This is a genomic window from Pseudomonas sp. NFACC25 (genome assembly GCF_900100935.1).
GTDB lineage: Bacteria > Pseudomonadota > Gammaproteobacteria > Pseudomonadales > Pseudomonadaceae > Aquipseudomonas > Aquipseudomonas marginalis.
Map to the genome: position 1 here is coordinate 529,087 of NZ_FMUC01000001.1, position 12,112 is coordinate 541,198.

The following is a 12,112-nucleotide window of genomic DNA, read 5'->3' on the forward strand; positions in this document are numbered from 1 at the left end:
GAAATCGGCTTGCGGGAAATTCGGGAATGGGAGAGCGATCAGCCGGCGGCCAGTTGCCGCGCCGCGCCATTGCGCCAGCGGGCCAGGTGTTCGTCGGCATAGCGCCGCACGCAGCGCAATACGGCGCTTTCGTGCTGGATAAGGAAGAAGTGGTGGCCGTCGAACATGTCCAGGGAAAAACCGCTGGCGGCATCGAGCTGCCAGTCGAGCAACTGGTCGGCGCGCACGCTGTCCTGCTTGCCGCCGAACACATGGATCGGCAGGTCCAGCGGCTTGCGCTCGCCGTAGGTGAAGCTGCCGCACAGCAGGAAGTCGGCGCGCAGGATCGGCAGCATCAACTGCATCAGCTCGGGATTGGCCAGGGCTTCTTCGGCGGTGCCTTGCAGTTCGCGCAGGCGGGCGATCAGTTGCGCGTCGGTCTTTTCGATGGCGTATTCGCTGACATCGCGGCGGGCCGGGCCGGCCGTGCCGGAGGCGAACAGCGCCAGCGGCGCAGGGACATTCCGTGCGTTTAACGCGTGGGCCAATTCAAAGGCCAGCAGGCCGCCGAGGCTATGCCCGAACAACGCATAAGGGCCGCTCAAGTCGCGACTGATTTCCTCCGCGAGCTGCGCCGCCAAGGCCTTGATATCGCGCTGCAGGGGCTCGTCCATGCGCATGCCCCGCCCAGGCAATTCCAGCGGGCACACCTGCAGCCACTCCGGCAACGTGCGGCGCCAACGCGCGTAAACCATGGCGCTGGCGCCCGAATAGGGCAGGCAGAACAGGCGCAGTCGAGTCGGCGTAGTCATCCCGCGGCGACTCCAAACTGAAACACGCTGTGTGCACGATAAAAACCCATGTCGTCCTCCTGCGGGTGCTGATCCTTGGCCGCTTGACTAACGGCCCTGTCACCCAGAAGAACGGACGGCACCGGCAAATAATTAGTCGCCGGGTACCTGCGAGACGTGGTTCACACCTAACAAGAAAGCATAAGATTAGTTCGCCTTCTCATTTGACAATCATTATCATTCAGCATAATTTGTTGCCCGATGTGTAGGAGGCCTCAGCAAGGACGCCCTCCCCTAACCTCTTTTGCGACAAGGTGATTTCCATGACGGAACAAGTATCCACAGGCAGGTGCGACTCACCGCTTCTCCAGGCATTTGTCGACAATCGACTGATTCTGGTGAAGATTGCGGCACGTATTACCGGGTGCCGCTCCCGTGCCGAAGATGTAGTGCAGGACGCCTACTTCCGCCTGCAATCGGCGCCGACGATCACGTCATCGTTCAAGGCCCAACTGAGTTATCTGTTCCAGATCGTGCGCAACCTGGCGATCGATCACTACCGCAAGCAGGCCCTGGAACTCAAATATTCCGGGACGGAAGAGGAAGGCTTGAATGTGGTCATTCACGGCGCTTCACCGGAAACCTCCCACATCAATTTCAACACCCTGGAAAACATCGCCGACGCCCTGACGGAGTTGCCCCAGCGCACCCGCTACGCGTTCGAGATGTACCGCCTGCACGGTGTGCCGCAAAAGGACATTGCCAAGGAACTCGGGGTTTCACCGACGTTGGTGAACTTCATGATTCGCGATGCGCTGGTGCACTGCCGCAAGGTGTCCGGCAACCATAGCGATACGTTTGCACGGCGGGTGTGACCTCAGGGTACCGCCATCACATCGATGCGGTACGGCTCGAAAATCTTCAGCATCTCGCCGCTGTCGCGCAAGCGCTTGAGCAACGCCGAAAACGCCTCGCCCGTGATCGGCGCCTTGGGCCGCAGCAACGCGTAGTGGTGATAGACCTGGTCGATGCGCTCCGAGACCAGGAACTGCCCGGCCATATCCGCATTGCGCACCATGAAGTCACTCAGGTACGAACGGGTTACCAAGGCGATGTCCGCACGCCCGCGCGCAACCATCAGCAGGTTGCTGTCATGGGAATAGGTCAAGGTGGCGTTGAAGTGCTCGGCCAAGTACTTGGGGTCGGGGTTGAAGTTGGCAAAGGCGTAGTGATAGCCGCTGAACACGGCCAGGCGTTTTCCGGCAAGGTCGGCGAAATAGTCCTGGCCTCGACCGGGCTCACGCTGGGCGACGAAGATTTCCGCATCTTCCAGGCCCATGTCGATGCTGGTGTGGGCAACCTTCTGCCAGCCCCAATCGGGATTTTCGAAGATGGCCATGTCGATACGGCCTTGTTCGAAATCACGAAAACGCCGAGGGATGGAGGTCGGTACCAGCACAAACTGGTAGTCGGTTTGCGAGGCGTTCAGGGCCTCCACCAATTGAGGCAACAGACCGGTGTCGGCGCCTTGCTCCGGGCGCACGGTGTAGGGCGGAAAATGCGCCGCGCCGATACGCACCAGTTGCGCAGCCGAAGCCGGCAACCACGCTGCGGTGCCGAGTGCCCATAAAGTAAGTCCTGCAGCCAACCGCCATGGCGAAAACATCAAGGCACGCACCGTTCAATACATCGATGTCGATAAGCTAGGCGTTTTTGTCCAGCTAGACAACTTTCCACCGGAAAATTAATAGCTTGCGCCTCAATCGGCCTTCAAAACCATCAACAAGGCTTCTTCGGCCAATTGCTCCAGGGTCAGGTTGCCCTCGGCGCGAAACCAGGTGGTGGTCCAGGACAAGGCTCCGGTGAGGAAGCGTCGCGCAATAAACACATCGCCCTTGATGTAACCCGCCGCCTTGGCCTCGCCCAACACCTGCAGCCAAATGTCTTCGTACACATCGCGCAGCGCCAGCACCTGGGCCTGGGCGTCGGTCGACAGCGAACGCCATTCATACACCAGCACCGCCATGGCCTCGCCGCTGCCACCCATGATCGACTGCAATTCGCAGCGAATCAGCGCCAGCACACGTTCGCGTACGGTGCTCGCCTCCTCGAGCGAGGCACGCATCAAGGCGGTGTTGTAGTGGATGGTTTCCTCCATCACCGCGCGCAGGATCTCGTCCTTGCTCTTGAAGTGATGAAAGATACTGCCGGACTGGATGCCCACGGCACTGGCCAGATCGCGCACGGTGGTGCGTTCAAAGCCCTTGTTGCGAAACAGGTGCGCCGCGGTTTGCAGCAACTTGCCCCGGGCACTGTCGGGGTCGGTCAATTGGCCGCCGTCGACCATGGTGCGCATCACCCGCAGGGCTTTGTGCTCATCCATGCTGCTCTCCTCTACTTCTACTGACGTCTTGGCCGGCAATTTAGGCCGTGCCAGTCACCCAAGCAAGCGCTTGGGCAAAACTTGTGACCGGAGTTTACAAACCAAGCGCTTGCTTGGTAGTCTCGTTGCCAGCCATTCGAGGAAGGATTTCTCATGAGCAAGACGGTTCGTATCGGCTGCGCCAGCGCCTTCTGGGGTGACACCTGCAGCGCGGCCGCGCAGTTGGTGCACGGCGGCAAGCTGGACTACCTGGTGTTCGACTACCTGGCGGAAGTCACGATGTCGATCCTCGCCGGTGCACGGATGAAAGATCCCCAGGCCGGCTACGCCACGGATTTCGTCGAGGTGCTCACACCGCTGCTGGCCGAGATCCAGCGCCAGGGCATCCGCGTGATCAGCAATGCCGGCGGCATCCACCCCCAGGCCTGCGCCGCCGCCCTGCAAGCTGCCTGCGATACAGCCCAGGTGCCGTTGAAAATCGCCGTGCTGCTGGGCGATGACCTGCAACCCCGGCTCAAGCACCTGCACGGCATCACCGACATGTTCAACGGCGCGCCGCTGCCCCCCCTGTGCGTCTCCGCCAATGCCTACCTCGGCGCACCGGGCATTGCCCAGGCGCTGCAACTGGGCGCGGACATCGTCATCACCGGCCGGGTGGTCGACAGCGCGGTGGTCAGCGCGGCACTGGTGCATGAATTCGGTTGGTCGTGGCAGGACTACGACCGCCTGGCCCAGGCCGCGTTGGCCGGGCATATCATCGAATGCGGCGCGCAGTGTACCGGCGGCAACTTCACCGACTGGCGCGAGGTGCCCGACTACGAGCACATCGGCTTTCCCATCGTCGAAGTCAATGCCGATGGCCAGTTCACGGTCAATAAAGTCGAGGGCAGCGGTGGCCTGATCAGCGAACTGAGCGTGGCCGAACAGCTGCTGTATGAAATCGGCGACCCACACGCGTACCTGCTGCCCGATGTGATCTGCGATTTCAGCCAGGTGAAGTTGCAGCAGCAAGGCAAAAACTGCGTACGCCTGCACGGCGCCAAGGGGTTGCCGCCAACGCACCAGTACAAGGTCAGCGCCACGTACCCGGAAGGCTTTCGCTGCACCGCCAGTTGCCTGATCGCCGGGATAGACGCGGTGGCCAAGGCCGAGCGGGTCAGCCAGGCGATCATCAACAAGACCTCGGAACTGTTCAGCCAGCGCGGCTGGGCGCCCTACACCGACGTGAATATCGAACTGCTGGGCAGCGAAGCGACGTATGGCCCCCGCGCCCTGCGCCACGACTGCCGCGAGGTGGTGGTCAAGCTGGCGGTGCGCCACCCGAGCAAGCCGGCCCTGGTGCTGTTCGCCCGCGAGATCGCCCAGGCGGCCACGGGCATGGCGCCGGGGCTGACCGGGATTGTCGGCGGGCGGCCGACGGTGTGCCCGCTGATCCGCTTGTTCTCGTTCCTGATCGATAAGGCCGCCTGTGAGGTGGTAGTCGACTTCCAGGGCCAACGCCATGTCTGCACGCTGCCCATCGCCGACGCGCCGATCCTGCCTGCCGCCCCGATGGATCCGCCCCAGCCCCAAGGCCGCGCCGACGCCAGCGTGGCGTTGGTGAAACTCGCCGTGGCACGCTCCGGCGACAAGGGCAACCACAGCAATATCGGGGTCATCGCCCGCGCCCCCGAGTACCTGCCGTGGATTGCCGAAGCGCTGACGCCAGAGGTGCTCGTCGACTGGATGGGCCATGTGCTCGACCCCGTGCACGGCCGCGTTGAACGCTGGTATTTGCCCGGCAGCCACAGCCTCAATTTCCTGCTGGAAAACGCCCTGGGCGGCGGCGGTATCGCCAGCCTGCGCATCGACCCCCAGGGCAAGGCCTTCGCCCAGCAGCTGTTGGAAATCCCCATCGCTGTGCCGCAACACATTGCCGATCAACTCACGTAAAGGAGCATTGCCGTGGCCTTCGACTCGATCTTCAAAGCCGGCCTGTTCCAGGGCTACACCGTGATCGTCAGCGACCGCGACACAAGGCGGAGCAATAAACCATGCCGCTGATTGACAGCCTGATCGATCCCCACAGCCCGCAGTTCGCCCAGAACCGCGCCGCCATGCTGGAAGGCATCCAACACCTGCGCCAGTTGGAACAGACCCTGCTGGGCAAGGCCGAGGAGGCCAGGCCCAAGTTCGAAAAACGCGGCCAACTGCTGCCCCGCGAGCGCCTCAACCTGCTGCTGGACCCGGGCGCGCCGTTCCTGGAACTGGCGAGCCTGGCCGGCTACAAGCTGCATGATGACAAGGACGGCAGCGCCGCCGGCGGGGGGTTGATCGCCGGCATCGGCTACGTCAGCGGCGTGCGCATGCTGGTGGTGGCCAATAACAGCGCGATCAAGGGCGGCACCGTTTCGCCCTCCGGCCTGAAAAAATCCCTGCGCCTGCAACAGATCGCCATGGACAACAAACTACCGGTGGTGACCCTCGCCGAAAGCGGCGGCGCCAACCTCAACTATGCCGCGGAGATTTTCATCGAAGGCGCGCGCAGCTTTGCCAACCAGGCGCGCATGTCGGCCATGGGCTTGCCGCAGATCACCGTGGTGCACGGCTCGGCCACGGCGGGTGGCGCGTACCAGCCAGGACTGTCGGATTACGTGGTGGTGGTGCGCGGCAAGGCCAAGCTGTTCCTTGCCGGCCCGCCGCTGCTCAAGGCGGCGACCGGTGAAGTCGCCACCGATGAAGAATTGGGCGGTGCCGAAATGCATGCACAGATCGCCGGCACCGCCGAATACCTGGCGGAAAACGACGCCGATGGCGTGCGCATCGTGCGTGAAATCGTCAGCCTGTTGCCCTGGGATGAGCGCCTGCCGCTGGCGCCCAAACGCAATTACGCCGAGCCGCTGTACCCCATCGACGACCTGCTGGGGCTGATCCCCGCTGACCCGAAAAAGCCCTACGACGTGCGCGAGATCCTCGCGCGCCTGGCCGACGGTTCGCAGTTCCTCGAGTTCAAGGCAGCGTTCGACGCCCATACCGTCTGCGGCCATCTGCACATCCAGGGCCGCGCGGTCGGCGTGATCGGCAACAACGGCCCGATCACGCCCAAGGGCGCGAGCAAGGCGGCGCAGTTTATCCAGCTGTGTGACCAGAGCCGCACACCGCTGCTGTTCCTGCACAACACCACCGGCTTCATGGTGGGTACCGAAGCGGAGCAGCAAGGGGTGATCAAGCATGGCGCGAAGATGATCCAGGCGGTGGCCAACGCACGGGTGCCTAAACTCACGGTGGTGGTCGGTGGCTCCTACGGCGCCGGCAACTATGCAATGTGCGGTCGCGGCCTGGACCCACGTTTTATCTTCGCCTGGCCCAACAGCCGCACGGCGGTGATGGGCGGTGCCCAGGCGGGCAAGGTGCTGCGGATCGTCACCGAGGCCAAGCAGTTGAAAGACGGCCTGGTGCCGGATCCCAAGGTGCTGGACATGCTCGAACAGGTCACCGCGCAAAAACTCGACAGTCAGTCCACTGCCCTCTATGGCAGCGCGAACCTGTGGGATGACGGGCTGATAGACCCACGGGATACCCGTACCTTACTCGGCTTTCTGCTGGATATCTGTCACGAGGCCGACGTCCGCGAGTTGCAGCCCAACAGCTTCGGCATCGCGCGCTTCTAACCGGAGAACAAGAACAATGATCTTCACCCAGGAACATCAGGAACTGCGCCGCACCGTCCGTGCCTTCGTCGACCGCGAGATCAACCCCCATGTGGACGCATGGGAAAAAGCCGGGCGCTTCCCCATCCACGACATCTTCCGCAAGGCCGGCGACCTCGGCTTGCTGGGGATCTCCAAACCGGAACAATTCGGCGGCATGGGCCTGGACTACAGCTACTCGATCGTCGCCGCCGAAGAGTTCGGCACCATCCGCTGCGGCGGCATCCCCATGTCCATCGGCGTGCAGACCGATATGTGCACCCCCGCCCTCGCCCGCTTCGGTTCCGATGAATTGCGCGACGAATTCCTGCGCCCGGCTATCAGCGGCGAGCAGGTCGGTTGCATCGGCGTCTCGGAAACCGGCGCCGGCTCCGATGTGGCCGGGTTGAAAACCCATGCGCGCAAGGACGGCAGCGACTATGTGATCAACGGCAGCAAAATGTGGATCACCAACTCGCCCAGCGCCGACTTTATCTGCCTGTTGGCCAACACCTCCGACGACAAGCCGCATATCAACAAGTCGCTGATCCTGGTGCCGATGAACACCCCAGGGATCAGCGTCAGCCCGCCCCTGGAAAAACTCGGCATGCACAGCTCCGAGACCGCCCAGGTGTTCTTCGACGGCGTGCGCGTGCCCCAGCGCAATCGCATCGGCCATGAAGGCGCGGGTTTCATGATGCAGATGCTGCAGTTCCAGGAAGAACGCCTGTTTGGCGCGGCCAATATGATCAAGGGCCTGGAGTACTGCATCGACAGCACCGTCGAGTACTGCAAGGAGCGCCAGACCTTCGGCAAGGCGCTGATCGACAACCAGGTGATTCACTTCCGCCTGGCCGAACTGGCCACCGAAATCGAATGCCTGCGTGCACTGGTCTACCAGGCCACCGAGCAGTACATCAAGGGCCAGGACGTGACCCGCCTGGCCTCCATGGCCAAGCTCAAGGCCGGGCGCCTCGGCCGCGAAGTCAGCGACAGTTGCCTGCAATACTGGGGCGGCATGGGCTTCATGTGGGACAACCCGGTGGCCCGCGCCTATCGCGACGTGCGCCTGGTGTCGATTGGCGGCGGTGCCGATGAAATCATGCTGGGCATCATCTGCAAGTTGATGGGCACTTTGCCGGGGAAAAAGCCATGAATACCCTGCTGCTCGAACCCCACAACGGCGTGTTGCACATCACCCTCAACCGGCGCGAATGCCGCAATGCCATGAGCCTGGAAATGGTCAACGAACTGCGCGCGGTGCTGGCCGGGTTGGACAGCCAGGTGCGCGCCGTGGTGATCAGCGGCGCAGGCGGGCATTTTTGCGCCGGTGCCGATGTGAAGGACCTGGTCAGCGCCGGCGATCAATTGCAGGCCCTGAACCGGGCCTTCGGCACGTTGCTGCAAGCGGTGGAAGCCGTGTCGCCAGTGGTCATCGTGGTGCTGCAAGGCGCGGTGCTGGGCGGCGGGTTTGGCCTGGCCTGCGTGAGTGACATCGCGATTGCCGATCACCAGGCGCAGTTCGGTTTACCGGAGACCAGCCTGGGGTTGCTGCCGGCACAGATCGCACCGTTTGTGGTCAAGCGTATCGGCCTGACCCAGGCGCGGCGACTGGCGCTGACGGCGGCGCGGTTCGATGGGTTGGAAGCTCAACGGCTGGGGCTGGTGCACTTCACCGAGACCGATCCGCAGGCGTTGGCGGAGCGTCTGGATGAGGTGCTGGGGCAGGTGCTGCGCTGCGCCCCCGGCGCCAATGCGCGCACCAAGGCGCTGTTGCTGGCCAGCGTGGAGCAGCCCGTGGGGCCGCTGCTGGACCAGGCGGCGCAGTGGTTTGCCGAGGCGGTGACCAGCGCGGAAGGGATCGAGGGGACGCAGGCGTTTGTGCAGAAGCGCAAGCCTGGGTGGTGCAAATGACGCCCGCTGGGCATGGGTATCTACACAATTTTCTGTAGTCTGTGGCGAGGGCGCTTGCTGCCGTGGCGGCCTTCGGGCCGACCATGTCGTTGGCTTTGAGCGAGTACATATCCGTTGCTGCGGTAACGGCTGCCTATGGTTCCGCTCTTACAGCGGGTGACTTTGGAAAAGCCCCAAAGTAACCAAAGGGCTCTTGCCCCACCACTCGGTACCTCGCCTAGGCTCGGTATGCCCGAACGCAGGCTTTGGAGCGTGGGTAACCCGGCAGGACGCCGGGTTAGCCGCACTGGGCCAGGGATGGCCCATTGCGGCGGCCCACGCGCCAAAGCCGGAGTGAGGGCACACCGAGCCTAGGCGAGGTGCCGAGTGTTGGGGCGAGGACCTTTTGGTTACTTTTGGGTCCTTCCAAAAGTGACCCGCTGTAAGAGCGGAACCCTAAGTGGCCGTTACCTAAATAACGGATATACACACGGAGCAAAAAATGCCGCAGTTCACAAAAATCCTGATCGCCAACCGCGGCGAAATCGCCTGCCGCATCCAGCGCACGGCCCAGGCATTGGGCTACCGCACCGTCGCCGTCTACAGCGACGCCGACGCCCAAGCCCGGCACATACAAATGGCCGACGAAGCCGTCCACATCGGCCCCGCCCCGGTACAGCAGTCGTACCTGAACATAGAAGCCATCCTCAATGCAGCCAAACTGACCGGTGCCGACGCCATCCACCCCGGCTACGGCTTCCTCTCGGAAAACCCCGGTTTCGCCCGCGCGTGCCAGGACGCCGGCCTGACCTTCATCGGCCCCAGCGCCGAGGCCATCGAATTGATGGGCAGCAAGCGCCGGTCCAAACTCGCCATGCTCGAGGCCGGCGTGCCTTGCATCGCCGGCTACCAGGGCAGCGCCCAGGATGACACCTGCCTGCAACGTGAAGCCGAGCGCATCGGCTACCCGCTGATGATAAAGGCCAGCGCCGGCGGCGGTGGCCGTGGCATGCGTCTGGTCCACCAGCCGGAGGCGCTGCTGGAAAGCCTGCACAGCGCCCGCTCGGAGGCCAGGCATGCGTTCGGCAGTGACGAACTGATCCTCGAACAGGCGCTGATCGAGCCGCGCCACGTCGAGATCCAACTGTTCGGCGACCGCCACGGCAACCTGATTTACCTCGGCGAACGCGACTGCTCGATCCAGCGCCGCCATCAAAAAGTCATCGAGGAAGCGCCCTGCCCGGTGATGACGCCCGAACTGCGCCAGGCCATGGGCGAGGCCGCGCTCAAGGCCGGGCGCGCAGTGAATTACCTCGGCGCCGGTACCGTGGAATTCCTGCTCGACCGCAACGGCCGGTTCTACTTCCTGGAAATGAACACCCGCCTGCAAGTGGAGCACCCGATCACCGAGCTGATCACCGGCCTCGACCTGGTGGCCTGGCAACTGCAGATCGCCGCCGGCCAGCCGCTGCCGCTCGAGCAGGCGCAGGTGAGCCTGAGCGGCCACGCCATGGAAGTGCGCCTCTATGCTGAGGACCCGGCCCAGGGCTTCCTGCCGCAAACCGGTGAGGTGCTGCGCTGGGAACCGGCCGTGGGCGTACGGGTTGACCATGGGCTGTGCGAAGGCAAAACCATCAGCCCGTTCTATGACCCGATGCTCGGCAAGCTCATCGCCCATGGCGCCACCCGCGAAGAAGCCCGGCGCAAACTGCTGCGGGCGGTGGAAGACACGTTGTTGCTGGGGGTGACGACCAATCAGCGCTTGTTGGCTGAACTGCTCAAGCACCCAGGGTTTATCGAGGGTGATTTCAGCACCGGGTTTATCGCCGAGCACTTCAGCGAAATACCGCGCCCGGCCGCGACAAGTGATCAACTCGCCCTGGCCGCCGCGCTGTTTTACCAACACAGCGCCGACCAGCATCCCCACGGCCTCGCGGGATGGCGCAACAACGCCCGTGTTCCCTGCACCTTTCGCCTGGAGGTCGACGGCGAAACCCACACCGTCACCGCCGCCCCCCTGCCACTCAGCACCGATGGCCGTCACGCCACCGTGGTGCTCAACGGCGTTCGCCGTCGCATCGCCTATCACCTTGAGGGCTCCCGGCTGTGGCTGCCTGGCCTTACCGTCACCAACCGCACCCAGCAGGCTGCCGGGCGCCAGGCCGACGCCGGCAGCGGCACGGTCAAGGCACCGATGGACGGTGCCATCGTCGACGTCCGCGTCAGCACCGGTGAACAGGTGACTAAAGGCCAACTGCTGCTGGTGCTCGAAGCCATGAAAATGGAGCATCCACTCAAGGCCGACAGGGACGGCGTGGTCAAGGCCGTGCAGGTGATGGCGGGCGATCAGGTACGCAATCGCCAGGTTCTGCTGGAGATCGAATAACCCCCTAGTCGGAACTACAAGGCCGGTCTACGCTCTATCCCCAACAGGAAAGGACGAGTACGGGAACCTGCGCGATGCCTCATTGGCTGATTATTGACCTTGAAGCCACAACGGATGAAGGCGGCTGGCCCGTGACGGAGATGGAAGTCATCGAGATCGGCGCTAGCCTGGTAAACCGCCAGGGCCGCGAGCTGGACCACTTCCAGCGCTTTGTGCGGCCGCTGCGCCGCCCCTTGCTCACGCCCTTTTGTCGCCAGCTGACCCATATCACCCAGGCAAATATCGACGGCGCTGCACCGTTCATCGAGGTGTGGCCGCTGTTCGAGCGCTGGCTGGGCCAGCATCAGGCGCGCCTGGAAGGCTGGGCCAGTTGGGGTGACTACGACCGCGTGCAGCTGGAGCTCGAATGGCAGCGCCATGGCCTGGCCAGCGCCATGGCCCCCACGCCCCATGTCAACCTCAAGCAACGCTTCGCCAAGGCCCGGCGCCTGGACAAGCCCCTGGGGCTCAATGGCGCCCTGCAATTGGCGGGGATGCAGTTCCAGGGCCAGCAACATCGCGCGCTGGAAGATGCACGCAACACCGCGCGCCTGCTGCCGCTGATTTTGCCGGTCTAGGCAGCTTCCCTGGCCTTGGGCATACTGGCCGACCTTTCCAGACCCTTTTTCCGAGGATTCGCCCATGTTCAAAGTCAACGAGTACTTCGACGGCACCGTCAAGTCGATCGCTTTCGGCACCGCAGAAGGTCCGGCGACCATCGGCGTAATGGCCCCGGGTGAATACGAATTCGGCACCGCCCAGCGCGAAATCATGCACGTGGTGTCCGGCGCCCTGAGCGTCAAGCTGCCCGACGCCAATGACTGGGAAACCTTCGCCGCCGGCAGCCAGTTCAACGTACCGGCCAACAGCAAGTTCCAGCTGAAGGTCGCGGTAGACACCGCTTACCTGTGCGAATACCGCGGCTGATCGCTGCGCCGCAAAAAAAATGCCCGTCTCCCAGGAGACGGGCATT

Annotated in this window: 11 protein-coding genes; 8 read left to right on the plus strand and 3 right to left on the minus strand. The window is 63.4% G+C overall.

What is annotated here, in order from left to right; genetic code table 11:
* Window positions 1–38: 38 nt before the first annotated feature.
* Complete coding sequence (locus BLQ09_RS02510; RefSeq protein ID WP_027603896.1) at window positions 39–791, minus strand: thioesterase II family protein; 753 nt, start codon at window positions 789–791, stop codon at window positions 39–41.
* A gap of 302 nt (window positions 792–1,093) precedes the next feature.
* Here BLQ09_RS02510 and BLQ09_RS02515 point away from each other — a divergent pair, with 302 nt between their 5' ends.
* Window positions 1,094–1,645, plus strand: coding sequence for an RNA polymerase factor sigma-70 (locus tag BLQ09_RS02515; protein WP_027603895.1), 552 nt, complete (start codon window positions 1,094–1,096; stop codon window positions 1,643–1,645).
* A gap of 2 nt (window positions 1,646–1,647) precedes the next feature.
* Here BLQ09_RS02515 and BLQ09_RS02520 read toward each other — a convergent pair whose 3' ends face one another.
* Together BLQ09_RS02520 and BLQ09_RS02525 are read right to left on the minus strand one after the other, a co-directional pair.
* Complete coding sequence (locus BLQ09_RS02520; protein ID WP_092355152.1) at window positions 1,648–2,436, minus strand: substrate-binding periplasmic protein; 789 nt, start codon at window positions 2,434–2,436, stop codon at window positions 1,648–1,650.
* A gap of 93 nt (window positions 2,437–2,529) precedes the next feature.
* Window positions 2,530–3,153: a TetR/AcrR family transcriptional regulator gene (locus BLQ09_RS02525; protein WP_027603893.1), complete on the minus strand. Its 624-nt coding sequence runs from the start codon at window positions 3,151–3,153 to the stop codon at window positions 2,530–2,532.
* Window positions 3,154–3,306: 153 nt separating this feature from the next.
* Between BLQ09_RS02525 and BLQ09_RS02530 the strand changes: the two genes are divergently transcribed.
* The 7 genes from BLQ09_RS02530 to BLQ09_RS02565 all read left to right on the plus strand — a co-directional run bounded on the left by BLQ09_RS02530 (window position 3,307) and on the right by BLQ09_RS02565 (window position 12,066).
* Complete coding sequence (locus BLQ09_RS02530; protein WP_092355154.1) at window positions 3,307–5,085, plus strand: acyclic terpene utilization AtuA family protein; 1,779 nt, start codon at window positions 3,307–3,309, stop codon at window positions 5,083–5,085.
* 101 nt (window positions 5,086–5,186) lie between these two features.
* Window positions 5,187–6,803 (plus strand): acyl-CoA carboxylase subunit beta, encoded by a 1,617-nt coding sequence (locus BLQ09_RS02535; protein WP_092355157.1) that lies wholly within the window; start codon window positions 5,187–5,189, stop codon window positions 6,801–6,803.
* 16 nt (window positions 6,804–6,819) lie between these two features.
* A complete protein-coding gene (gene atuD / locus BLQ09_RS02540; protein WP_092355160.1) occupies window positions 6,820–7,977 on the plus strand; it encodes a citronellyl-CoA dehydrogenase in 1,158 nt (385 codons plus the stop codon).
* Window positions 7,974–8,735, plus strand: coding sequence for an enoyl-CoA hydratase/isomerase family protein (locus BLQ09_RS02545; protein ID WP_092355163.1), 762 nt, complete (start codon window positions 7,974–7,976; stop codon window positions 8,733–8,735). The genes atuD and BLQ09_RS02545 overlap by 4 nt, the downstream gene beginning before the upstream one ends.
* 481 nt (window positions 8,736–9,216) lie before the next feature.
* Window positions 9,217–11,100 carry an acetyl-CoA carboxylase biotin carboxylase subunit gene (locus BLQ09_RS02555; protein WP_092355166.1) on the plus strand — a complete coding sequence of 628 codons (1,884 nt, stop codon included), beginning with the start codon at window positions 9,217–9,219 and terminating at the stop codon, window positions 11,098–11,100.
* Window positions 11,101–11,174: 74 nt separating this feature from the next.
* Entirely contained in the window at window positions 11,175–11,717 is a 543-nt protein-coding gene (locus BLQ09_RS02560) for a 3'-5' exonuclease (protein WP_027603887.1), read from the plus strand.
* A 64-nt stretch (window positions 11,718–11,781) separates the two neighbouring features.
* Entirely contained in the window at window positions 11,782–12,066 is a 285-nt protein-coding gene (locus tag BLQ09_RS02565; RefSeq protein WP_027603886.1) for a pyrimidine/purine nucleoside phosphorylase, read from the plus strand.
* Window positions 12,067–12,112 lie beyond the last annotated feature (46 nt).